The sequence below is a fragment of the Catellatospora methionotrophica genome, assembly GCF_011297335.1.
GTDB classification, from domain to species: domain Bacteria; phylum Actinomycetota; class Actinomycetes; order Mycobacteriales; family Micromonosporaceae; genus Catellatospora; species Catellatospora methionotrophica.
Map to the genome: position 1 here is coordinate 58,197 of NZ_JAAOTJ010000009.1, position 23,553 is coordinate 81,749.

Below are 23,553 nucleotides of genomic sequence, written 5' to 3' on the forward strand. Positions count from 1 at the left end.
TTCGACCCCGCCTTCGACCCGTGACGAATCGCGACTCACAGATATTTTCCAGAACCAACCCAGATCAGACGCAGCGTCGCACGGAAGACTGAGGATATGAGCGAGTACGACAAGCCCCAGACCGCAGCGCAGCCGGCCGAAGCCGACACCGCCGCCGTACCCCCGCGTCCGGAGGCGACGGCCGGCACCGTGCCGGGCACTCCTGCTCACGCGGCACCCGACGACACCGCGGTCACCGCGCCCCAGGCCCCGGCGGCCGGCCTGCCGGTCGAGCCCGCCCCGGCGGCCTGGTCGCAGCCCGCCGCGCCAGCCCAGCCCGGCCCGCAGCCGCCGGCCGGTCCACAGCCGCCCGCGCACGCCTACCCGGCCACCGCCTACCCGCAGTCCGCCCCCGCGTCGGCCTACCCGCAGTCCGCCCCCGCGTCGGCCTACCCGCAGTCCGCCCCGCCGTCGGCCTACCCGCAGTCCGCCCCGCCGTCGGCCTACCCGCAGTCCGCGCAGCCCGGCTCCGCGTACCCGGGCACCCCGGCCGGCTACCCGGCGGCGGGCTACCCGGCCGCCGGTTACCCGACGGGCTCCTACCCGACCACCGGCCAGCCCGCGTGGACCCCGCCCAGCACGCCCGGCAAGAGCGTCGGCGGGACCATCGCGAAGTTCGCGCTCGGCTCGGTCGCCGCGGTGGTGCTCGCGCTGGCCTCCGGCGTAGCGGGAGCGGTGATCGCCACGAAGTACGCCGACGACGGCAAGATCACGGTGTCGTCGGGCAGCACCGCCGCCGCGCCCGTGGTGGACCGCTCGTCGCTGGCCGGGGTGGCCAAGGCGATGCAGCCCAGCGTCGTGAACATCAGCACCGGCACCGGCGAGGGGTCGGGAATCGTGCTCACCGAGGACGGCTACATCCTCACCAACAACCACGTGGTCGCCGGGGCGGAGGGGCAGAACGTCTCGGTCACCCTGTCCAGCGGCAAGAAGGTGCCGGCCAAGGTGGTGGGCACCGATCCGCGTACCGACCTCGGCGTGGTCAAGGCCACCGCGACCGGTCTGACGCCGGCGCCGTTCGGCGACAGCGACCAGGTCTCCGTCGGTGACACCGCGCTGGCCATCGGCAGCCCGCTGGGCCTGCGCGGCTCGGTGACCGCCGGCATCATCAGCGCCCGCGACCGCACCATCTCGGTCGGCGAGGGCCGCTCGACCTCGCTGTCCGGCCTGCTGCAGACCGACGCGCCGATCAACCCGGGCAACTCCGGCGGCGCGCTGGTCAACACCAAGGGCGAGGTGATCGGCATCAACACCGCCATCGCCACCAACGGCAGCAGCGACGGCAACATCGGCGTCGGGTTCGCCATCCCGAGCAACAAGGCCAAGGCCATCGCCGAGCAGATCATGAACGGCAAGCCGGTGAGCCACCCGTACCTGGGCGTCTCGGTGACCGCCTCCGACACCGGCGGCGCGGCCGTCAGCGCGGTGACCGAGAACAGCCCGGCGAACAAGGCCGGGCTGCAGAAGGGCGACATCATCAGCAAGTTCAACGGGAAGATCATCAACGACAGCGACGACCTGGTGTCTGCCGTCCAATCGGGCACCGTCGGCCAGCAGGTGACCGTCGAGTTCACCCGAAACGGCGAGGCCAAGACTGCAACGGTGACGCTCGGCGAAGCGTCCTAATAGCAGCGCACAGGATCTGTGCCTCCTCCCCACCCGGCGGCGGGTGGTGGTGACCATCGGGGTTGGTCACCATCACCCGCCGCCACCTTTGTGCCCTGAGCAGGGCCCGTGCGGGTTCAGCTCGGCATCTCACGCTCGCGACGGCGGGAGCCGGACCTGGCGGTGGGAGCGTTGTCGACCTCGACCACGGTTGAGGTGTTCCACTGTCGGCTGTGGCCCGTGAGGGATCACGGGTGGCTGTCACGGGAGCTGGACGTGACACGGGACGGCTGCGGGCCGAAGCTTCGCCGCGTGCGGTGCGCAGGTCTTCGTCACTGCGCGGTCGCTGGCGGCGGCCGAGCATGTCGCGGATGCGGTCACCCGCGACGGGCCGGGACAGGCCACGGCGTTTCGCTGCGACATCGCGGATGCGGATGCGGTACGCGAGTTCGCCGCGGCCCTGGCCACGCGGACGGAACACCTCGATGTCCTGATCAACAACGGTGCCGCCTACGTGGAGGGCTTCGACCTCGACGACGTCGACGACGACCGGATCACGAGCGTGACGGCGGCGGGCGGAACCGGTGCCCGCTGCTGCGGGCTTGATCACCGGTTGCGGTCAAGATCTGCGGTTACACCCGAGGAAACGACCGCAAACAGCGATCTTGCTCCAGTTGGTTGCTGCCCGTCCCGGGGAGGCGGCCCCGGGACGGGCAGGGTTGGTGGCGGGCCTGGGTCAGCGCAGGGCTTGGGCCAGGTCCTCGTCGGTCAGGCCGGTGTGCGGCTGCTGCGCGGGCGCGGCGGCCGGCTCGGCGTGACCCTCGTGGCGCGGGGCGACGTGCTTGCCCGCGTTGCGCTTGCGCTTGATCCGGGCCTTGAGGCCCTCCACCAGCGAGTAGAGGACCGGCACCAGGACCAGCGTGAGCAGCGTGGAGCTGACCAGACCACCGATCACCACGACCGCGAGCGGCTGCGAGATGAAGGCGCTCGACTCGGTCAGGCCCAGCGACATCGGCAGCAGCGCGAAGATGGTCGCCACCGCCGTCATCAGGATCGGGCGCAGGCGGCGGCGGCCGCCCTCGATGATCGCGTCACGCGTGGTGTAGCCGTCGGCCCGGTACTGGTTGATCAGGTCGAGCAGCACGATCGCGTTGGTGACCACGATGCCGACCAGCATCAGCAGGCCGATCATCGCGGCGAGGCCGAGCGGCTGACCGGTGACGGCCAGCAGACCCAGCGCGCCGGTCGCCGCGAACGGCACCGAGATCAGCAGGATCAGCGGCTGCACCAGCCCGCGGAACGTGGCGATCATGATGATGAACACCAGCGCGATGGCGACCAGCATGGCCAGCCCCAGGTCGCCGAAGGCGTCCTGCTGGGCCTCGGTGACACCGCCGATGGAGTACGACGCGCCGTCGGGCAGGTCGAGGCTCTTCAGCTTCTTGTCCAGCTCGGCGTTGATCGTGCCCAGCGCCTCGGCGCTCGGCGTGCCGGTCACCTTGGCGGTGCGGACCTGGTCCACGCGGTTGATCTGGCTCGGACCGGCCACCGTGTTGACGTCGGCGACGTCGTCCAGGATGAAGCCGGGGCCGATCGGCAGGGCGCGCAGCGCGGCGATGTCGGCCGGGGCCGCTCCGCTGCGCAGTACGACCGGCTGCTCGATGCCGTTGATCACGACGCGGGTCAGCGTGGTGCCGCGGAACGCCGCGCCGACCAGCTGGCCCAGCGCCGCGTCGCTCAGCCCGGCCCGCGCCGCCGCGACCCGGTCCAGGGTGACCTGCACCTGCGGGGTGTTGGCGGCCAGGTCGCTGTCGACCTCGGTGACGTTGGGCAGCTCGGCGACGGCAGCGCGGATCTGCTCGGCCGCGGCGCGCAGCGTGGCGTCGTCGGCCGCCTCGACCGCGACCTCCAGGCCGTTGCCGCCGAAGCCGCCCTGCACCGCGCCGACCACGACCTCGCCGACGGCGCTGTCGTCCAGCGCGTCGATCTTGTCGCGCAGCGAGTCGGTGAGCACCTTCTGGTCGGTGCCGGTCTCCGAGGTCACCTGGAAGCGGGCCTGGGTGGTGTTGGCGCCGCCGCCACCGCCGAAGATGCCGCCGCCACCGCCGACCGTCACCTGGTACGACTTCACGCCGTCGGTGGAGTCGAGGATCGTCTCGACCCGCTTGGCGGCCTCGTCGGTGGTGGCCAGCGAGGTGCCGATCGGCATCGTCTGGGTGATCGAGAACGAGTTGCCGGAGCTCTCGATGAAGCTGGTCTCGATGCGGGTCGCCAGGTAGCTGGTGCCCGCGATGATGCCGAATGCCACCAGCAGGGTGATCGCCCGGTGGCCCAGCGACCAGCGCAGGATCGGCACGTACGCGCGCTGCAGCGGGCTGCGCAGCTCCTTGGCCTCGGCCTTGGCCCGGATGGCCTCCAGCTCCTCGGCGGTGCCCTGCGGGGACTTGAGGAACCAGTACGCCATGACGGGGACGATGGTCAGCGACACCAGCAGGGAGGCCAGCAGCGCCGCGGTCACGGTCAGGCCGAACGGGCCGAACAGCTGGCCGACCATGCCGCCGACCAGCGCGACGGGCAGGAACACCGCGACGGTGGTCAGCGTCGAGGCGGTCACCGCGCCGGAGACCTCCTTCACCGCGGTGAGGATCGCCTCCTTCTTCGGTTCGCCGTACTCGAGGTGACGTTTGATGTTCTCCAGGACCACGATCGAGTCGTCGACCACCCGGCCGATCGCGATCGTCAGGCCGCCCAGGGTGAGCAGGTTGAGCGAGTAGTCGCCGGCCCACAGCGCGATCAGCGCGATGACCACGCTGACCGGGATCGACACGGCGGTGACCAGCGTCGAGCGGACCGACAGCAGGAAGACCAGGATGACGAGCACGGCGAAGGCCAGGCCCAGCGCGCCCTCGGTGGTCAGGCTGCTCACCGAGCGCTCGACCTCGGGAGCCTGGTCGAAGATGACCTGCAACGCGCCGCCCGCGCCGAGCTGCGCGGCGAGCTCAGGGAGCTTGTCGTTGACCTGGTGCGAGATCTCGACCGCGTTCGCGCCGGGCAGCGCGGTGACGCCGACGCCGAGGCTCGGCTTGCCGTTGGTACGGGTCAGCGTGGTCGCGTCGGCGGGCGCCGAGGTGACCGTGGCGACGTCCTTGAGCTGCGTCGGAGCGGCCGGGGCGGCGGGCTTGCCGGCTACCGGGCGGGCCGCGCCGAGGTACAGGTCGGCGATCTGCTCGACGGTGGTGAAGCGGCTGCCGACCGCGACCGAGTAGACCAGACCGCCGTCGGTGATCACGCCGCCGGGCATGCTGATGCCGTTGGCGGTCAGCACGCCGGTGACGGCCTGCGCGGTGAGGCCCCTGGCGGCCAGTTTGACCGGGTCCAGGTTGACCGTCACCTGCGGGGTGCGGTCACCGGACAGGGTCGTCTCGCGTACGCCCTCGATGTTGTTGAGGGCAGGCAGGACGGTGGCCCGCAGCCGGCGGGCCAGCTCCTGGTCGTCGCCGCCCGCGCCGCTGGCGGCAAGCTGGATGACCGGGATGTCGTCGGTGGTGCCCGCGAAGACGGCCGGGTCGACGTTCTGCGGCAGGCGCGCGTCGATGCGGGCCAGCGCCTGCTGGATGTCACCCTCGACCTGGTCGATGTCCGCGCCGAAGTCGAAGGCCACGCTCACGGACGCGGAGCCGTTACGCGACGTCGACGTCACGCTGGTCACCCCGCTGACGCCGGCGACCGCCTGCTCGATCGGTATGGCGACCTGCTGCTCGACGATCTCCGGCGTGGCGCCCGGGTAGGCGGCGACCACGGAGACCATCGGGAACTGCAGGTCGGGGAACATCTGCTGGCGCAGCTGCGGCAGCACGAAAGCACCCGCACCGAGGATCGCCACGCTGATCAGCGCGACTAGTCCGCGGTTGGCGAGGCTCAGCCTGGCCAGGAATGACATGACGACTCCAGGTGCATCACGGTCGAGCGTTATGGGGGAATGCGACCGCCGCAGTCAACCAGGTCTACGCGCAGGAACTGTGAACCAAACCTGAAAGCCAGCCGAAAGCCGGTACGAGTTCGTCACAGTCGTTCTTCGCCAGTTGCCGGGTGAGACAGGGGGAACGGTCCCCAAGTTACAAGCCGCCGATCGGTGAATCGGCCGAAATCGGGCGTGAGCCCGGTGACTTTCAGCATTTATGCGGGTTCCGTGCAGCAGGCATGCGGGTCGGCTCGGGCACACTGGCCACGCCCGATGTAGCACCGCACCCCTGGGAGTCGTCGATGAAACCGGAGAAGGGCGAGCAGCGCCGCCTGCTCGTGGTCGACGACGAGCCGACGATCGTGTCGCTGCTGTCGGCCAGCCTGCGATTCGTCGGCTTCGAGGTGCGCACCGCCGCCACCGGGGCGCAGGCGCTCGCCGTGGCCGCCGAGTTCAAGCCCGAACTGCTGGTGCTCGACGTGATGCTGCCCGACTGCGACGGCTTCGAAGTGGTCCGCCGCCTGCGGGCCGGTGGCGCGCACGTGCCGGTGCTGTTCCTGACCGCCCGTGACGGCGTTCAGGACAAGATCACCGGGTTGACGGTGGGCGGCGACGACTACGTCACCAAGCCGTTCAGCCTGGAGGAGGTCGTCGCCCGGATCCGCGCCGTGCTGCGCCGCACGTACACCGGCGCGGGCCCGCCCGCCGACGACACCACGCTGCGCTTCGCCGACCTGGAGCTGGACGAGGAGACCCACGACGTACGCCGGGCCGGAAAGCTCGTGCGGCTCAGCCCGACCGAGTTCAAGCTGCTGCACTACCTGCTGGTCAACGCCGACCGGGTGGTCAGCAAGGCGCAGATCCTCGACCACGTCTGGCGGTACGACTTCGGCGGCGACGCCCGCATCGTCGAGTCCTACATCTCGCTGCTGCGCCGCAAGGTCGACACGGTCGACCCGCCGCTGATCCACACCCTGCGCGGGTTCGGCTACTCGCTGCGGCTGCCGCGCTCGTGAGGCGGCTGCTGCGCGGGCCGAAGCGCTGGTCACTGCGCGCCCGGCTGCTGGCCGGAGTGCTCGCGCTGGTCTGCGCCGGGTTCGTCGTCGCCGACATGGCCAGCGTGTCGCTGCTGCGCATGTACATGATCGAGCAGATCGACGAGCAGCTGTCCGTCGCCATGCACGACCTGACCAAGCGCGATCCGGACGAGTTCAGCCCCGCCGAGGTCGAGCAGTTCTCCAAGGAGCAGACCGAGGGCAAGACCTTCTTCGACGCGTACATCCTGGAGTTCCGCGACAACGAGGGCCGGGTCCAGAAACGGTTCCCCGGCGACGCCGGTGAGGAGCGCCGCGGCTCGCCCGCCCTGCCGTCCCTCGACGTCGCCTCGGTGCGGCGGCTGGCCGACAAGCCGTTCTTCGTCCCCAACGCGGTCTCCTACCACCGGCACCCCGGCTACCAGGTGCTGGTGGGGGAGCGGGCCGACGGACAGGGCAGCGTCGTCATCGCGTACGACCTCACCGGTGTCGCCAAGACCATGGCCCGCCTCGGCGCGATCGAGATCGCGGTGACGCTCGCCGTGCTCGGCCTGGCCACCGCACTCGGAGTATGGGTCATCCGGATGGGCCTGCGGCCGCTGACCGAGGTCGAGCAGACCGCCGAGGAGATCATCGCGGGCGGCGACCTGTCCCGCCGGGTGCCCGAGCAGGTCGGGCCGCGCACCGAGATGGGCCGCCTGTCGCGCACCCTCAACACGATGCTGGCCCAGATCGAAGGCTCCTTCGCCGAGCGCACCGAATCCGAGACGCGGCTGCGCCGCTTCGTCGCCGACGCCTCGCACGAGCTGCGTACCCCGCTCGCGGGCATCCGTGGCCTGGCCGAACTGCACCGCCAGGGCGTGGTCACCGACCCGGCCGAGGTGTCCGCGCTGCTCGCCCGGATCGAGACCGAAGCCACCCGGATGGGGCTGCTCGTCGAGGACCTGCTGATGCTCGCCCGGCTCGACGAGCAGCGGCCGCTGCGTAGCGAACCCGTCGACCTGGTGCCCATCGCCGCCGACGCCATCGAGTCCGCGCAGCTGCGCGAGCTGGACCGGCCGCTGCGGCTGGAACTGCTCGACGGCGATCCGCCGGTGGTGCTCGGCGACGAGGACCGGCTCCGGCAGGTCGTCACCAACCTGCTCGGCAACGCGCTCACGCACACCCCGGCGGGCACGCCGGTGACGGTGCGGGTCGGCGTGGAGAGCGACCGGGCCGTGCTGCAGGTCATCGACAGCGGCCCCGGCCTGTCACCCGAGCACGCCGAGCGGGTCTTCGAACGCTTCTACCGCGCCGACCCGGCGCGCGCCCGCGACCACGAGCGTTCGCCCGCCGCCGGGTCCGGCCTGGGCCTGTCCATCGTGGCCGCCCTGATCGCGGCGCACGGCGGCGAGATCTGTCACCGCCCGACCCCGGGCGGCGGCGCGACCTTCCGGATCGCGCTGCCGGTCTGGCCCGCCTGATTCGCGCTGCCCCGGCCGGGCCGGCGGGGCGGGCCGCCGGAGGCCGGGGGGTCGACTGCCGGTGGCCGCCAGCCCGGCCTCGCGCCTCGCCGCGCTGTTGGCGAAGGAAGGGCACCTTCCTAACGCCATGCGTGGAGGAAGGTGCCCTTCCTAACGGTCGCCGTTGGACGGACCGGGGGATGATCGCTGTTTCAGGTCAAAACCTGTGGTGGGACCTCACTTTTTGACCTGAAACAGCGATCATCGCCCCCGGCGGCACCCCGAGCCGGCCGCCAGCCGGCCGCGGGCCAGGCGCGCGCCAGTCGCGAACCTTAAGTGGGGGTTAAAGATCGGCGGTCACCTCTTGTGTGGCCGGGGTCACGGGATTAACTTTTAGCAAACTTAACTAACGGTTATTTCAGAGCTGCCTTTCGCCCCCAGGAGGGTGATCATGCAACGCAAACCGCTCCTCAACCTGTTCGTCGCCACCGCGACGGCGCTGGTCGGGACCGCTGTGGCCGTCGCGGTCGCGGGCACCGCCAACAGTGCCGCCGTCGACCACAACGCCTGCCGCCCCGACGGCATGTACCAGACGCCCGGCGTGGCCGTCCCGTACTGCGACGTCTACGACACCAACGGCCGCGAGGCGATGGGGGCGGGCCACCCGCGCCGCATCATCGGCTACTTCACCAACTGGCGCACCGGCAAGAACGGCGCCCCGGCGTACCTGGCCAACCAGATCCCGTGGCAGAAGATCACGCACATCAACTACGCGTTCGCGCACGTGGACGGCGCCAACAAGATCTCGATCGGCAACCCGGCCGAGGCCAACAACGCCTCCACGAACATGACCTGGCCCGGCGTGGCCGGCGCGGAGATGGACCCGGCGTTCCCGTACACCGGGCACTTCAATCTGCTCAACAAGTTCAAGAAGCAGTACCCGGACGTCAAGACGCTGGTCAGCGTCGGCGGCTGGGCCGAGACCGGCGCGTACTTCGACGGCAGCGGCGCGCGGATCGACTCCGGCGGCTTCTACCGGATGACGACCAACGCCGACGGCTCGGTCAACACCGGCGGCATCAACGCCTTCGCCGACTCCGTGGTGACGTTCCTGCGCACGTACGGCTTCGACGGCGTGGACATCGACTACGAGTACCCGACGTCCAACAAGGACGCGGGCCACCCGCTCGACTTCGCGCAGTCCAACGCGCGGCGGGCCGGGCTGAACGCCTCGTACCAGGTGCTGATGAAGGCGCTGCGGGAGAAGCTGGACACCGCCGCCGCCTCCGACGGCAGGTACTACATGGTCACCGTCGCGGCCCCGGCGTCCGGCTGGCTGCTGCGCGGCATGGAGTCGTTCCAGGCCACGCAGTACCTGGACTACATCAACATCATGTCGTACGACCTGCACGGCGCCTGGAACCAGTACGTCGGCCCGAACGCGGCCCTGTACGACGACGGCCAGGACAACGAGCTGATCGCGGGCGGCGTCTACAACGCCTACGCGGGCATCGGTTCGCTGAACACCGACTGGGCCTACCACTACTTCCGCGGGGCGGCGCAGAGCGGGCGCATCAACATCGGCGTGCCGTACTACACCCGCGGCCACAAGGACGTCACCGGCGGCACCAACGGCCTCTGGGGCACTGCGGCGAAGACCGCGAACTGCCCGATCGGCACCCAGAGCCCCTGCGGCAACGGCGCGATCGGCATCGACAACCTGTGGCACGACAACGACCCCGCGGGCAACGAGGAACCGGCCGGGTCCAACCCGATGTGGCACGCCAAGAACCTGGAGAACGGCATCGCCGGCTCCTACCGGGCGGCGTACGGCCTGACCCCCGCGACCGACCCGGCCGACACCCTGACCGGCACGTACGTGCGCAACTACTCCTCGACGCTGGTCGCGCCGTGGCTGTGGAACGCGCAGAAGAAGGTCTTCCTGTCCACCGAGGACGAGCAGTCCATCGGGGCCAAGGCCGACTACGTGGTGAACCGGGGCATCGGCGGCATCATGATCTGGGAGCTGGCCGGCGACTACGCCTTCGACGCCGCGGCCGGTGAGTACCGGATGGGCAACACGCTCACCAACACCATCGCCGCGAAGTTCGCGTCCGCCTCGCCGTACGGCGCGAGCCGGTCCAACACGGCGCTGCCCACCCAGACCATCAACGTCGACGTGCAGCTCGGCGGATTCGCCCTGGGTGACTCGAACTACCCGATCAACCCGAAGCTGAAGCTGGTCAACAACACGGCCACGACCATCCCCGGTGGGGCGGTGCTGGACTTCGACTACGGCACCTCCGCCCCGGGCAACATGAGCCAGCAGTCCGGCTGGACGATGGCGGTCACCCCGGGCCACACCGGCAACAACGTCGGCGGCCTCAAGGGCGACTTCCACCACGTCAAGCTGACCCTGCCGAGCTGGCAGACGGTGGCTCCGGGCGCGTCGATCGAGCTGACGCTCAACTACGTGCTGCCGATCGCCTCGCCGTCGAACTACACGCTGACCTTCGGCGGGCAGACGTACAACCTGGCGGTCAACCGCAGCCGGGGCGGGGTGGCCCCGACGGCCTCGCCGAGCACCCCGGTGTCGCCGAGCGCGTCGGCGTCGGCGTCGCCGAGCACCCCGCCCGGCACCTGCACCGACCCGGTGTGGAGCCCGACGCAGGTGTACACCGGCGGCAACCGGGTGTCGTACAACGGCCGGGCGTACCGCGCCCAGTGGTGGACCTCGGGCGAGACCCCGGGTGCCGCGTCGGTGTGGGTCGACCTCGGCCCGTGCTCGGGCGGCAGTGCCTCGCCGTCGGCCCCGCCGTCGCCCAGCGTGTCGCCGTCGTCGTCGCCGCGGCCCTCGCCGAGCGTGTCGCCCAGCGCCTCGCCGTCGCCGAGCCCGTCGACCTCGCCCGGGGCCTACCCGGCGTGGGCGCCGAACACCGCTTACGCGGCGGGCGCACGGGTCACCTACGGCGGCCGCTCGTACCAGTGCCGCCAGGCGCACACCTCCATCACCGGCTGGGAGCCGCCGAACGTCGGCGCGCTCTGGCTGGCCCTGTAACCGGTCCGTCCCGGCGCGCCGCCCCTTCCAACCGGCGCGCCGGGCCGGTCCTCACGCGGTGAAATGTGATGCCGGTCATCGTCTGAGCTGGTCTGACAGCTCGGAGAGGGCCGGCATCCGGCATGATGGCGGCGTGGGGACTACCGCGTTCGTGCTCGGCGGCGGCGGCGTGCTCGGCGCCGTCGAGGTCGGCATGCTGCGCGCGCTGTTCCGCGCGGGCATCCGGCCCGATCTGGTGGTCGGCCTGTCCATCGGCGCGATCAACGCCGCGCTGGTCGCCGCCGACCCTGAACCCGAGGTCACCGACAAGCTGGTCCGGCTGTGGGCCACCCCCGAGATCAGCGAGGTGTACGGCGACTCGGTGCCGCGCCAGCTGCGCCGCCTGGCGACCCGCGCCCACCTGCACTCGCCCGCCCCGCTGCAGCGGGTGCTGGAGCGCTCGATGCGGGCCGGGGTCACCTTCGAGGACATGCGTGTGCCGCTGCACCTGTGCGCGGCGAACATCGAGCGTGCCGAGGCGCACTGGTTCAGCACCGGCCGGGTCGTGGACGCGGTGCTGGCCTCTGCCGCCCTGCCGGGCGTGCTGCCCCCGGTGGAGATCGGCGGCGAGCACTACCTCGACGGCAACCTGGTGGCGTACCCGATAAGTCATGCTGTCGAGCTGGGCGCGGACGAGGTCTTCATGCTCCAGGTCGGCCGGCTGGAGCGGCCGCTGCAGCCGCCGCAGCGGCCGTGGGAGGCGACCAACATCGCCATGGAGATCGCCCGCCGGGTCCGCTTCACCCGCGAGCTGGCCGCCATCCCCGAGGGCGTACGCGTACACGTCCTGCCCGGCGGCGCGGGCGCCGACGAGAGCCCCTGGGCCTACCGCGACGTCGCCGCCGTCGGCCGCCGCGTCAGCGAGGCCTACGCCGCCTCCCGCGACTACCTCACCGCCGTCGGCCACTGACCCCACCCCGGCCACCCCTCCACGCCCGCCCTCGCCCCGCCGCCCGCCCCCGCCCCCAGGCCCCCGCCCCGCCCCCTGCCGCAAATCTTAAAGAGTCGCGGTCAAAAAGGACCCCTGAGGCCGCGACTCTTTAAGAGTTGCGCCTGGTGGAGGTGGGCCGGGCCGGGCTGGGTCGGGCCCGGCGAGGCGGGGTCGGGCGGGGTCGGGCTGGGTGAGGGTGGGTGGCGTGGGTCAGGCGACGCCGGGGACGGAGTTCTGGGTGGCGCGTTTGGCGGCGCGGCCGGAGGTGAAGCCGAGGACGAGCTGGATGATGCCGAGGGCGATGAGCCAGAAGCCGGTGATCCAGACGAGCACGGTCAGGGTGATGCCGGGCCAGAAGAACAGGACCAGGCCGGCGGCGACGCTGAGCAGGCCCATCAGCACGGTGCCGATCTTCGGCCAGGTGCCGTGCGTACGCGCGAAGCCGGTCACCACCTCGGCCACCCCGCCGACGATCCAGACCAGGCCCAGCACCACGGCCAGCACCTTGATCGAGTCGACGAGGTGCCGCAGGCAGATGATGCCCACGATGATGTAGAGCAGCCCCATCACGGCGATCAGGGCGCGATGGCCGCCGCTGACGCCCTTGGCTGTCAGGCCCTCGACGACGCGGAAGATCCCCACGACGACGAGCCATACGCCGATCAGCGCCGCGATCAGCACGAGGGTCTTCTCGGGCCAGAAGGTGAGCGCGAGACCGGCCGCGATCGAGATCAGCCCACCGATGATCGACATGCGCTTGAACGAGCGCAGCGCGGTGGCTTCGAGTGCGGCGTCTCCGTACGGATCCATCATGGTGCGAAGATAACTCGCAATAACCGTGATTTCTCCCTTTTCGGATGAGTAGCCTCAGGCTCAGACGAAGGGGGCAGTGATGAGGCGTGGTCCGCTCGAGTTCGCGGTCGCCGAGTCGGGCGCCAGATGACGGACGCAGCGGAGCCGTCCCTGTCGGCCTGGGAGCGGCGGCTCGCCGACGCCTCGCACGAGACACGTGAGCCGAGCCCGCCCGCCGTCCGGCGTACCGGCGGCGGGGTTCGGACGCTGCGCTGGGTCGGCGCGTTCGTGCTGGCACTGCTCGCGGCGGTGCTGGTGCTGGCGTCGGTGACGGCCCGGTTCGCCCGTTCCGAACTGCTCGACACCGACAGTTACGTCGAGACCGTCGCGCCGCTGGCCACCGATCCGCAGGTGCAGACGGCCGTCACGGACCGGGTCACCCAGGAGATCATGGCGCGGCTGCCACTGGAGAAGCTCGCGGGCGACCTGGCCGGCGCGGTCAACCTGCCGCGGGTGCAGTCGATCATCGACCTGGTGCTGCCCGCCATTACCTCGTGGCTGCAGACCCAGATCCACAAGGTGGTGTACGAGCTGGTCACCTCCCCGCGTTTCCCCGTGGTGTGGAACCAGGTCAACCGTGCCGCCCACCAGAACATCGAGGGCCTGCTCACCGGCCAGGGCACGGATCTGGTGCACAGCTCCGGCACCGACATCGTGGTCGACCTCGGCCCGGTGCTGGCCGCCGCGCGCCAGGAACTCGTCGACCGTGGCTTCGGCCTGGCGGCCCGCATCCCCGACATGTCCATCCCGTACACCGTCGCGCAGGTCGACCAGCTTCCCGAGATCCAGCGGTACGTGCGGCTGCTCGACGTCAGCGCGAACTGGCTGCCGCCGCTGGCCCTGGTGCTGCTCGGGCTCGCCGTGTGGACCGCCCCGAACCGGCGGCGCGGCCTGATCCTCGGCCTGTCGCTCAGCGCGCTGATGCTGGTCGTGGGACTGATCGCCAATCAGATGGCGCGGGACCGGGTGGCCGAGCGGGCCACCCTGCGTGGCCTGGACCGTTCCGTGACGCTGGACGTCTACGACACGGTGCTCCGGTTCCTGGTCACCGCCCTGGTCGCGGTGCTGGTCGCGGCACTGCTCGCGGTGCTGTGGGCACTGCTGGCGGGTCCGTCTCGGCCCGCGGTGCTGCTGCGCCGGGGCGTGAACGCCGTCGTGGACCGGGCCGTGCGGCCGCTGGCACGGGAGTCGTGGGCGGTGCGGACCGGCGCGTTCGTACGCCGTCACTTCCGCTGGTTCGCGATCGCGCTCGGCGTGCTGGTCGGCTGGTGGCTGCTCGCCCGGCCGTCGGTGGCCACGGCCGTGTGGGCGTTCGTCCTCGCCGCGCTCGCCACGCTGCTGCTGACCGTCGCCCGCCGCACGCCGGCCACGGTTCTGACACCGCTGCCCGCAGGCCCGCCCACCGATCTCGCGCCAGCCACACGGCCCGAACCCGAGGCTACGACCACGCCCGTGCCCACGATGGACGCCGATACCGAGCCCGCGGCCGACGCGCCGACCCCGTGGGAGCTGTCCGAGCCGATGCCGACGGAGCAGGCCACACGGATCGCATCCGGTGAGCCGGGCAGCGCTGCCGAACGTCCGGCGATGCCCCGCGAGCAGGGCCCGGCCGGGCAGCGGTCGGCTTCGGACGAGCCGCCGAGCGACCCCACCGGCCGAGCGGTCGATCCGTAACTGGCGCGGTTACGGCATGCTGACCGGCATGACCGAGCACGCCTCGTACCCCTGCCCGCTGTGCAGAGCCACTGCCACGCTGGGCGGCCCCTGCCCTGGCTGCGGTCGCGCGCCGGACCCGGACGCGGCGGCGGTGCTGGCGTACGAGACGCAGATCGCGGCGACCACGACGCGGCTGGAGCAGGCGCGGGCCGCGTACGAGACGCTGGCGGACCAGTTGGCGCAGCTGCGCCGCGACCGGGAGGTGTACGCCTCCCGGGTCCGGATCGCGGTGGCCCGGGAACGCTCGGCGCACCAGCCCACGCTACTCACGCTGCCGCCCACCACCAGCAGCCTGCCGCCCGCCACCGGCGGCCTGCCGCAGGCCGCGCCGTCCGTGGGACGCCAGCCGGAGTCCTCGCCGCGCACCGTGCAGAACCTGCTGTTCGTCCTGGGCGGGCTGCTGCTCGGCATCGCCGCGATCGTGTTCACCGCCGTGGCCTGGGCGACGTTCGACGTGGTCGGCCGGGCGCTGATCCTCGGCGTGCTCACCGTCGGCGTGCTGGCCGTGCCGCCGCTGGTGCGCCGCCGCGCGCTGACCGCCACCGCCGAGACCTTCGCCGCCCTGGGCCTGCTGCTGGTGGTGCTCGACGGGTACGCCATCTGGTACGTCAACCTCGGCGGCGTCGCCGACCACGGGAACCCGGGCTTCTATGCGGGCGCGGTGGCCACGTTCACGGCCCTGCTCGGCTACGGCTACGCGCGGGTCGTCGGCACCGCCGCGACCCGCTTCGGCGCGCTGCTCGCGGCACAGCCCGCGCTGCCCCTGCTCTTCCTGGAGTCCTCGGCGGACGTCGCGGGCTGGTCGCTCATCTTCACCGCGGTCGCACTCGGCGACCTCGTTCTCTTCCGCCTCCTGGCTGGACCCGCCGCCGCGCCGACCACAGGCGAAGCGGCTTCGAGCACCGCGGTGCCGGTTACAGGCGAGGTGGCCACGGAGACCGCCGCGCCGACTGCGGGGGCCACCGGGGCGACCGCGGGCGGCGCGGCGGCAACCGATCCGTCGGGGTCCGTCGCGGCGGCGTCCGGGCCGGACGAGTCGATCTCCGAGTCGGTGTCCGGGCAGCCTACGCCCGAGCAGGTCGTGCCTAGGCAACCCAGCGCGGCCTCCCCGGCGCCGGTCGCGGTGGCTGGGCCGGCCAGGGCGGAAGTGCCGGGGCGGGCCGGGCTGCGGGTGCTGTCGCTGCTGGCCTACCTGGGCATGCTCGGGATCGGCGGGCTGCTGTCGCTGGTCGCGTGGCTGCTCGGGGCCGACCTGGACACCGCGGTGACCGGCTCGCTGGCGCTGCTCGCGGCGGCCGGGGTGCTGGCGGCCGGGCTCTGGCAGATCGGCGCCACGGCCGGGTTCGCGCGGCCCGAGGCGGGCGGGGTGATCACCGTGGCGCTCGCCGCGGCGCTGGCACGACCACCGCTCGTGCAGTGGCCGCACCACTGGCTGCTCGTGATGGCGGGCGCGGCCGCGCTGGTGGCGGCACTCGTGCTGCTGCTGGGCGGCCCACTGTCGGCACGCTGGCCGGCCGTTCGTCTCGGCATGATCTGTGGTGCGGCGCTGGCGCTGAGCGTGCCCGCGCTGTGCGCCGCGGGCTGGGCGCTGGGCGCCGCCTGGCAGTCCATCGAGGACGCGCTGCCGTGGTGGGCGGCCGCACCGGCCCGCTTCGACGGTTCGTACGGCTGGCTGCTGCCGGTGAGCCTGGCCCTGGTCGCCGTCACGGCGTGGCTGCTGACCGGGCCGCCGGTGCCGGAGCCGGTGCGGGCGTACGCCGCCGGCGTGGCGGTGCTGCTGCTCCCGCTGACGGTGCCGGGCCACCCGGCGCTGACGCCGTGGGCGGCGCTCGCCTGTGACCTGGCCGGGGCCGCCGTCGCACTGGCCGTGGCCCTGCTGCTGCGCCGCCACCTCGTGCTCTGGGGCGTGGTGGCCGGTCTGCTGGCCGGACACGCCCTGCTCGCCGGTTCGGGCAGCCCGGCGCGGTCGGCCTGGGCGCTGAGCGGCGTGGTGCTGCTCGGCCTGGCCGTGGCCGCGATCGGCTGGCGCAGCGCCCTGGTGCCCGACGGGGGCACCCGTACGTCCGCCGGGACCGGCACGGTGAGCACCGCGAGCGCGCTGCACGGGGTGCGGGTGCTCGGCGGCGTGAGCGGCGCGGTGGCGCTGGCGCTGGTGCCGCCCATGGTGCACAGCGTGGTGGCCGCGGCGGGGGCCGACGACCCGTGGTCGCGCCGCGCCATGCTGGCCGCCGCCGTGCTGACGCCGCTGTGGGTGTACCTGTCGCCGCGACGGGTGCGCGACTACGCCGTGATCGGCGGCCTGGCCGGGGCGCTGTGGGCGCTGCCGGGCGGGCCGATGGCGCAGGATTCGGCGGCGGTCTACGCCGCGCTGTGCACGCTGGCCCTGGCACTGGTCGCGTTGCAGGCGCGGTGGGCACGGGCCGAGATCCCGGCGCAGGTGGTGCTGGCGCTGACCCTGCTGCTGTCCGCACCGGCTCTGCACCTGCTCTTCGTCGCGCCGCTGGGCTGGCTGGGCCGGATCTGGGCGGGCGACCCGGTCGGCACGGGCCTGGCCCCCTACCCGAGCGACCGGCTGTCCTGGTCGTACGCGGTCGCGCTGCTGCTGCTCGCCCCGGCTGTCGCGGCCTGGTTCCGGCGCGGCGGGGTGCGCCTGATGGCGGTGGCCGGGGGAGTCGTGGCCGGGGTAGCCGGGCTCGCGGCGCTGGCCGCCGTGCAGGCGCCGTGGCCGACGGTCAGCGCGGTGGAGCTGGTGCTCGGCGCGGGCCTGCTGGTGCTGGCCGCGCTGCGGCGCTACGGCGTGCTGACGCTGGCGGGCGGGCTGTTCGGGGTGCTGCTGACCGGGGCCGGTCTGGCGGGAATGCTGGCCGAGAAGTGGTCGACGATCGCGGGGCTGGCGCTGCTGACCGTGGCGCTGGCGGTGGTCGCCGTGGCCGGAAGCGCCCGGGCGATGCGCACCGTCGGCTGGCTGACCGGGGCGGCCGTCAAGGTGCTGCTGGTCATCGCGATCGGCGAGGCGGCCGAGCTGCGCTTCGACGTCGTGGCCTACCTCGTGCTCGGGGTCGCGGCGATCGTGCTGGGGCTGGCGTACGCGCCGTTCGCGCGGGAGCAGCGGGTCGCGGCCGAGGCGGCGGCCCACGCCGCGGCGCTGGTCGCGCTGTCGCTGTGTCACGGACACGTGCAGTCGATCGCGCTGGTACTGGCGCTGTGGGGGGCCGCGGTCGGGCTGACCGTGCTGGCCTCCCCGCGCCGCGAGCGGGTGGCGCGCGCTGCCGCAGCCGCGCTCGCGGAGGCGCTCGCGTGGTGCGCGATCCTCGCCGCGCAGGGCGTCGGCCTGCTGGAGGCGTACACCCTGCCGGTGGCGCTGCTCGCGCTGGCCGTCGGCTGGTACGCGGCCCGGACGCGGCCGGAGCTGTCCAGCTGGCTCTATGCCGGTCCGGCGCTGGTCGCGGCGCTGCTGCCGAGCCTGGCGGGTGCGCTGACCGACGAGGCCCCGCTGCGGCGGCTGCTGCTGGGGCTCGGCGCGCTCGCGGTGACCGTGTTCGGCTCCGTACGCCGTCTGCAGGCGCCCGTGGTGCTCGGCGGCGGAGTGCTGCTGGTGGTGGCGCTGCACGAGCTGCTGCTGGTGTCACGGCTGCTGCCGACGTGGGTGCCGATCGCGGTCGGCGGGGCGGTGCTGCTGGCACTGGCCATCACGTACGAGCGGAGTCGCCGCGACGTGGCCCGGTTGCGGGGGGCCATCGGCCGGATGCGGTAACTGTCTCCCGCTGAGGCGCTCTGCCCGCAAGAATGGGGGAGAGTGCCTTATAAGGGGGGAAGATGGACTTCTGGGACGTCTTCTGGCTGCTGCTGATCTTCATTCCGCTGCTGCTGATCTGGGGCTTCGCGATCGTGGACATCTTCCGCCGCGACGACCTGTCGGGTTGGCTCAAGGCGCTGTGGGTGGTGGTCGTCATCCTGCTGCCGTTCCTCGGCACGCTGATCTACCTGATCTTCCGCCAGCCCGGTGCCACCCCGCAGGAGCGGCAGGCGATGGACCAGGCCAGCCGCGAGTTCGTGGAGAAGTACTCGCCGAGCGACTCGGCCCAGCAGCTCAGACTGCTGTCCGACCTGCACGACCGGGGCAAGCTGACCGACGTCGAGTTCGCCGAGGAGAAGACCCGCCTGCTCGACGCCGCCCGCGCCCACGGCGCAGCGTCCGGTTCCGGACCGACGACCGCCCGGCCGGACCGGGACACGACCGACGCGGCAGGGGCCCTGTCCACTCGGCCCGACCGTGGTGAGACCGCCGCCGGGGTGACCCCGCCTACGCGACCGGACCCAGGGTCGGCTACCGGCATGGGTACGCCACCGACCGGCCCCGGGACGCCGTCGGCGGGACCCGGCGGACCGGCCGCGCCGTCCGAGAACGGAGGCGCGAGCGAGCCTCCGCGCCGCCCACGGGGCTTCGGCGCATAGACGGCGGGCTGTGACCTTGGACGTTTGCGGGTTGCGGCAGGTCGCGCACCGAACCTAGGGTCTGTGGCTATGAGGTTCGAGGTCAGTCATGTGCTGGATGCGATCGAGCGGCGACTGGGCACCGACCCGGCGCTCGCCGCCGGGGTGCTCGACGTGGCTGAATTGATCTATTGCGCCGACCTGGACGGCGGCCGCCCCGCCAACCTGGTCCGGCTCGGCATGGTGGTCGACGGGCTCGCGCGCCAGGTCGGCGAGGAGCACGTCTCGGCATACTGCGTGGTCGACAAGTCGCTGCTGTCCAACCAGGACCTGACCTCCAACGAGCGCATGGTCATGCGCCGCTGGGGCGACGACGGCGTCGTCGAGGTCGTCGTCGGCGCGGCAGCACGGGTCATCGAGGTCTCCGAGCTCACCGGCCTGCCCATCGTCTCGCGGGTGCTGCCCGCGGTCTGGTCGCCGCTGCCCGGCGCGGGCGGCACCGTGCTGCAGCCGCGCGGACCCGTGCCCACCGGCCCGTCGCCGGTCGGCCGCCAGCTCACCGCGCGCTGGTGGCACTGCCCCGACCCGGACTGCGCCAACTTCGGCCCGGCCCGTCGCGGCAGCGGCCAGCCCGTGCCGCGCCTGCGCAACGGCCAGCCGATCTGCCCCCGGCACGACGCCCCACTGGGCGACTCCGGCCCGCGCCCGCCGCAGCAGGTCCTGGCCGTACGCGTCGACGGTGTGATCCGTACCCGCTTCGTGGTCACGGCCGCCGGTCCCGTGGTCGTCGGCCGCGCCCCCGACGGCGGCCAGGGCCAGGTCGGCATCCAGCTCGGCCCGTGGCTGAGCGAGGACGCCCGCGCCAAGGTGAGCCGTGCGCACGTGTCGGTCGCGCTGTCGCCCCAGGGCGTCTCGGTCACCGACCTGAGCATGAACGGCACCCTGGTCCGCCTCGGTGGAGCCGCCGACGGGGAACTCCAGCTCAGCCGAGGCGCGACGCGCCAGCTCGGGGTGTCCGACATCGTCGAGCTGTTCCCCGGCGTCGAGATCGGCCGCATCGGTGCCCTGGCCAGCAGCCGTCCACTCGACTCCGCCTCCGTCATGTCCGACGCCCCGACGATGACCTTCCGCCCCGGCTACTGACCCGAGCGGCACTGGGCTCGGCTACCACCCACCCCCACTGACAGACGCTGGCCTATCTGGATGAGTTCGATCTTCGAAAACTCATCCAGATAGGCCAGCGTCTATGTGAAGCGGGGCGGTGCAGCCGCCGGCTTCACCGGCAGCGGGTGGGGCGGGGTGGTGCAGCCGCGGGGTGGGTGGGCGGGCCGGTTAGGCGGCGCCGATGACTTCGGCGAGTTGGCGTACGGCCCAGGTGACCTCGTCGGGCTCGATGACCAGGGGCGGGGCCAGGCGGACCGTGGTGCCGTGGGTGTCCTTGGCGAGCATGCCCCGGGCCATCAGCTTTTCGGAGGCCTGGCGGCCGGTCATGACGCCGGGGTCGATGTCGACGCCGGCCCACAGGCCGCGGCCGCGGACCGCGGTGACGCCCCGGCCCATCAGCGCGCGGAGCTGCTCGTGCAGCATCGCGCCGAGTTCGGCGGAGCGGCGCTGGTACTCGCCGGTCTCCAGTAGCTTGATGACCTCGATGCCGACGGCGCAGCTCAGTGGGTTGCCGCCGAACGTCGAGCCGTGCTGGCCGGGCTGGAGCACGCCGAGCACCTCGCGGCTGGCGGCGACCGCGGAGACGGGCACGATGCCGCCGCCGAGTGCCTTGCCCATGATGTGCATGTCGGGCTTGACGTCCTCGTGGTCCACGGCGAAGGTGCGCCCGGTGCGGGCCAGCCCGCTCTGGATCTCGTCGGCCAGGAACAGCACGTTGCGGCTGCTGCACAGGGCGCGTACGCCGGACAGGTAGCCGTCCGGCGGGACCAGCACGCCGGCCTCGCCCTGGATCGGCTCCAGCAGCACGGCGACGGTGTAGTCGTCGATCGCCTCGGCCAGCGCCTCCAGGTCGCCGTACGCGACGATCTCGAAGCCCGGGGTGTACGGCCCGAAGTCGGCGCGCGCGTCGGCGTCGGTGGAGAAGCTGATGATCGTGGTGGTGCGGCCGTGGAAGTTGTCCGCCGCCACGATGATCTTCGCCTGGCCGTCCGGGACGCCCTTGACCTGGTAGCCCCACTTGCGGGCGACCTTGATCGCGGTCTCCACGGCCTCCGCGCCGGTGTTCATCGGCAGCACCAGGTCCTGGCCGGTCAGATCGGCCAGCCGGTGGCAGAACTCGGCGAACTGGTCGTGGATGAACGCGCGGCTGGTCAGCGTGAGCCGGTCGAGCTGGGCGTGCGCGGCGGCGATCAGCGCCGGGTGCCGGTGGCCGAAGTTCAGCGCCGAGTAGCCGGACAGGAAGTCCAGGTAGCGGCGGCCGTCCACGTCGGTGACCCAGCTGCCCTCGGCCTCGGTGATGACGACCGGCAGCGGATGGTAGTTGTGCGCCGTGTACCGCTCCGCCTCGTCTACCGCGTTCGGCGTACGGCTGTCGACGATCGAGTTCATGACCGTAGCTCCAGGGTGCAGCACTTGGGGCCACCACCGGCCAGGCGCAGCTCCGAGACGTCGACGCCGATCGGCTCGTAGCCGGCCTTGCGCAACTCCTCCGCGAGGTGGGTGGCCTGGACCGGCACCACGACGTTCTCGCCGTCGCTGACCGCGTTGAGTCCCAGCACCTCCGCATCCTCGATGTTAGCGATGACGGCGTTCGGGAACAGCTGACGCAGCACATTCTGGCTGCCGGGCGAGAACGCCTCGGGCAGGTACGCGATGTTGGCGGGCTTGCCGTCGGCGCCCGTCGACAGCACGGCGAGCGCGGTGTCGAGGTGGTAGAAGCGCGGGTCCACGAGCTGCAGCGTGATCACGGGGCGGCCGAAGATCTCCTGGACCTCGGCGTGCGAGGCGTGCGCGGTGCGGAAGCCGGTGCCCGCCAGCACGTAGTCGCCCGCGAGCAGGATGTCGCCCTCGCCCTCGTTGACGTGCTTGGCGTCGTGCACCTCGAACCCGGCGCGGTCGGCCCAGTCACGGTAGGCCGGGCCCTCGTCGGCGCGCTCGGCGTGCCGGAACTGCGCCGTGAACATCTTGCCGTCGATCACCGTGCCGCCGTTGGCGGCGAAGACCATGTCGGGCAGGCCCGCGATGGGGTCGATGAGCTCGATCTGATGTCCCAGGCGCTCGTACGTGGCCTTGAGGCTCTCCCACTGGCTGATGGCCAGGGTGGTGTCGTACGGCGCGGCCGGGTCCATCCAGGGGTTGATCTTATAGGTGACGGCGAAGTGGGTGGGCCGGCACATCAGAAAGCGCTTCTGCATGGCCCTAACGCTAGAGGGGAAGATCGCAGCATAACCATCATTCGCTCATGCTTATGACCTTGGTTTCTTGCGTAGTTGGCCCTGTCGACCAACGATCCGTTGCGTCAACCCCGGCAGGCGCTTTCCGGCCGGTCCTCCAGCTCCGACGGGGGCGCGCGTCCGCCCGTCAGCCCATCCGCGCTGGGCGGTTCCGGGCAACGCTGAACTGTCGTTAAAGTGCGGCGCATGACTGACAGCCAGAGAGTAGCGATCGTGACCGGCGCGGCCCGGGGCATCGGCGCGGCCACCGCCCAGCGCCTGGCCGCCGACGGGTTCGCCGTCGCCGCCGTCGACCTCACCGAGGACAACTGCGCCGACACCGTCGCCGCGATCACCAAGGCCGGTGGCCGGGCCATCGCGGTCGGCGCGGACGTGTCCGACTCCGCCGCCGTCGACACCGCCGTGGCGCACGTCGCGGCGACCCTCGGCGCGCCGTCCGCGCTGGTCAACAATGCGGGCGTGCTGCGCGACAACCTGCTGTTCAAGATGAGCGACGGCGACTGGGACACCGTGATGTCGGTGCACCTGCGGGGCGCGTTCCTGTGCAGCCGGGCGGTGCAGAAGCACATGGTCGAGCAGAAGTACGGCCGGATCGTGTCGCTGTCGAGCACGTCCGCGCTGGGCAACCGGGGCCAGGCCAACTACGCCGCCGCCAAGGCGGGCCTGCAGGGCTTCACCAAGACCCTGGCCATCGAGCTCGGCCCGTTCGGCATCACCGCGAACGCGGTCGCGCCGGGCTTCATCGTCACCGAGATGAACGCGGCCACCGCGGCGCGCGTCGGCGTCGACTTCGAGGCCTTCCAGGCCGCACGCGCGGCGGAGACCCCGGTCCGCCGGGTCGGCACCCCGGCCGACGTCGCCCACGCGATCTCGTACCTGGTCAGCGAGGGTGCCGGCTTCGTCACCGGTCAGGTGATCTACGTCGCGGGCGGCCCGCGCGGCTGACCCGTCCGTCATAGACGGTGGCCTATCCCATCGAATTTTTGTAGATCGAACTCGATGAGATAGGCCACCGTTTATGAAAAGTTACTTGGCAGTATTGTG

General features: G+C 72.1%; 14 protein-coding genes and 1 pseudogene. 11 read left to right on the forward strand and 4 right to left on the reverse strand.

Annotated features, from left to right (window positions below):
- Positions 1-96 precede the first annotated feature (96 nt).
- Positions 97-1,665 carry a trypsin-like peptidase domain-containing protein gene (locus HAV40_RS20870; protein ID WP_166383787.1) on the forward strand — a complete coding sequence of 523 codons (1,569 nt, stop codon included), beginning with the start codon at positions 97-99 and terminating at the stop codon, positions 1,663-1,665.
- Between the two features lie 322 nt (positions 1,666-1,987).
- Positions 1,988-2,146, forward strand: a pseudogene (locus tag HAV40_RS38515) (SDR family NAD(P)-dependent oxidoreductase); the annotation flags it as partial.
- A gap of 234 nt (positions 2,147-2,380) precedes the next feature.
- Here HAV40_RS38515 and HAV40_RS20880 read toward each other — a convergent pair.
- Positions 2,381-5,584 carry an efflux RND transporter permease subunit gene (locus HAV40_RS20880; protein ID WP_166383789.1) on the reverse strand — a complete coding sequence of 1,068 codons (3,204 nt, stop codon included), beginning with the start codon at positions 5,582-5,584 and terminating at the stop codon, positions 2,381-2,383.
- A 323-nt stretch (positions 5,585-5,907) separates the two neighbouring features.
- On the opposite strand from HAV40_RS20880, the gene HAV40_RS20885 reads away from it, so the two are divergent.
- The 4 genes from HAV40_RS20885 to HAV40_RS20900 all read left to right on the forward strand — a co-directional run bounded on the left by HAV40_RS20885 (position 5,908) and on the right by HAV40_RS20900 (position 12,088).
- A complete protein-coding gene (locus tag HAV40_RS20885; RefSeq protein ID WP_166383791.1) occupies positions 5,908-6,621 on the forward strand; it encodes a response regulator transcription factor in 714 nt (237 codons plus the stop codon).
- Positions 6,618-8,102 carry a sensor histidine kinase gene (locus HAV40_RS38925; RefSeq protein WP_275413489.1) on the forward strand — a complete coding sequence of 495 codons (1,485 nt, stop codon included), beginning with the start codon at positions 6,618-6,620 and terminating at the stop codon, positions 8,100-8,102. The genes HAV40_RS20885 and HAV40_RS38925 overlap by 4 nt, the downstream gene beginning before the upstream one ends.
- A gap of 430 nt (positions 8,103-8,532) precedes the next feature.
- Complete coding sequence (locus HAV40_RS20895; RefSeq protein WP_166383793.1) at positions 8,533-11,139, forward strand: chitinase C-terminal domain-containing protein; 2,607 nt, start codon at positions 8,533-8,535, stop codon at positions 11,137-11,139.
- A gap of 133 nt (positions 11,140-11,272) precedes the next feature.
- Positions 11,273-12,088 (forward strand): patatin-like phospholipase family protein, encoded by an 816-nt coding sequence (locus HAV40_RS20900; protein ID WP_275413488.1) that lies wholly within the window; start codon positions 11,273-11,275, stop codon positions 12,086-12,088.
- Positions 12,089-12,319: 231 nt separating this feature from the next.
- Here the strand turns inward: HAV40_RS20900 and HAV40_RS20905 are convergent, their stop codons facing one another.
- The gene (locus tag HAV40_RS20905; protein ID WP_166383795.1) at positions 12,320-12,922 is read right to left on the reverse strand and encodes an HdeD family acid-resistance protein; all 603 of its coding nucleotides are present in this window, start codon (positions 12,920-12,922) and stop codon (positions 12,320-12,322) included.
- Between the two features lie 126 nt (positions 12,923-13,048).
- On the opposite strand from HAV40_RS20905, the gene HAV40_RS20910 reads away from it, so the two are divergent.
- The 4 genes from HAV40_RS20910 (at position 13,049) to HAV40_RS20925 (ending at position 20,254) form a co-directional block, all read left to right on the forward strand.
- On the forward strand, positions 13,049-14,635 hold the full coding sequence (locus tag HAV40_RS20910; protein ID WP_166383797.1) for a hypothetical protein: 1,587 nt from the start codon (positions 13,049-13,051) through the stop codon (positions 14,633-14,635).
- A 28-nt stretch (positions 14,636-14,663) separates the two neighbouring features.
- Positions 14,664-18,431, forward strand: a complete 3,768-nt coding sequence (locus HAV40_RS20915) for an SCO7613 C-terminal domain-containing membrane protein (RefSeq protein WP_166383799.1) — start codon at positions 14,664-14,666, stop codon at positions 18,429-18,431.
- Positions 18,432-18,493: 62 nt separating this feature from the next.
- On the forward strand, positions 18,494-19,132 hold the full coding sequence (locus tag HAV40_RS20920) for an SHOCT domain-containing protein (RefSeq protein WP_166383801.1): 639 nt from the start codon (positions 18,494-18,496) through the stop codon (positions 19,130-19,132).
- Positions 19,133-19,201: 69 nt separating this feature from the next.
- A complete protein-coding gene (locus HAV40_RS20925; protein WP_166383803.1) occupies positions 19,202-20,254 on the forward strand; it encodes an FHA domain-containing protein in 1,053 nt (350 codons plus the stop codon).
- Between the two features lie 189 nt (positions 20,255-20,443).
- Here the strand turns inward: HAV40_RS20925 and rocD are convergent, their stop codons facing one another.
- Positions 20,444-21,664: an ornithine--oxo-acid transaminase gene (rocD, locus tag HAV40_RS20930; protein ID WP_166383805.1), complete on the reverse strand. Its 1,221-nt coding sequence runs from the start codon at positions 21,662-21,664 to the stop codon at positions 20,444-20,446.
- The gene (gene ddaH / locus HAV40_RS20935) at positions 21,661-22,470 is read right to left on the reverse strand and encodes a dimethylargininase (protein WP_166383806.1); all 810 of its coding nucleotides are present in this window, start codon (positions 22,468-22,470) and stop codon (positions 21,661-21,663) included. The genes rocD and ddaH overlap by 4 nt, the downstream gene beginning before the upstream one ends.
- A gap of 225 nt (positions 22,471-22,695) precedes the next feature.
- On the opposite strand from ddaH, the gene HAV40_RS20940 reads away from it, so the two are divergent.
- Positions 22,696-23,454 (forward strand): SDR family oxidoreductase, encoded by a 759-nt coding sequence (locus HAV40_RS20940; RefSeq protein WP_166383808.1) that lies wholly within the window; start codon positions 22,696-22,698, stop codon positions 23,452-23,454.
- Positions 23,455-23,553: the final 99 nt, after the last annotated feature.

What these genes read in the sequence shown, in the direction of transcription:
- HAV40_RS20870 (WP_166383787.1), top strand. Translation starts at nt 97, where the DNA reads ATGAGCGAGTACGACAAGCCCCAGACCGCAGCGCAGCCGGCCGAAGCC.
- HAV40_RS20880 (WP_166383789.1), bottom strand. Translation starts at nt 5,584, where the DNA reads ATGTCATTCCTGGCCAGGCTGAGCCTCGCCAACCGCGGACTAGTCGCG.
- HAV40_RS20885 (WP_166383791.1), top strand. Translation starts at nt 5,908, where the DNA reads ATGAAACCGGAGAAGGGCGAGCAGCGCCGCCTGCTCGTGGTCGACGAC.
- HAV40_RS20895 (WP_166383793.1), top strand. Translation starts at nt 8,533, where the DNA reads ATGCAACGCAAACCGCTCCTCAACCTGTTCGTCGCCACCGCGACGGCG.
- HAV40_RS20905 (WP_166383795.1), bottom strand. Translation starts at nt 12,922, where the DNA reads ATGATGGATCCGTACGGAGACGCCGCACTCGAAGCCACCGCGCTGCGC.
- HAV40_RS20910 (WP_166383797.1), top strand. Translation starts at nt 13,049, where the DNA reads ATGACGGACGCAGCGGAGCCGTCCCTGTCGGCCTGGGAGCGGCGGCTC.
- HAV40_RS20915 (WP_166383799.1), top strand. Translation starts at nt 14,664, where the DNA reads ATGACCGAGCACGCCTCGTACCCCTGCCCGCTGTGCAGAGCCACTGCC.
- HAV40_RS20920 (WP_166383801.1), top strand. Translation starts at nt 18,494, where the DNA reads ATGGACTTCTGGGACGTCTTCTGGCTGCTGCTGATCTTCATTCCGCTG.
- HAV40_RS20925 (WP_166383803.1), top strand. Translation starts at nt 19,202, where the DNA reads ATGAGGTTCGAGGTCAGTCATGTGCTGGATGCGATCGAGCGGCGACTG.
- rocD (WP_166383805.1), bottom strand. Translation starts at nt 21,664, where the DNA reads ATGAACTCGATCGTCGACAGCCGTACGCCGAACGCGGTAGACGAGGCG.
- ddaH (WP_166383806.1), bottom strand. Translation starts at nt 22,470, where the DNA reads ATGCAGAAGCGCTTTCTGATGTGCCGGCCCACCCACTTCGCCGTCACC.
- HAV40_RS20940 (WP_166383808.1), top strand. Translation starts at nt 22,696, where the DNA reads ATGACTGACAGCCAGAGAGTAGCGATCGTGACCGGCGCGGCCCGGGGC.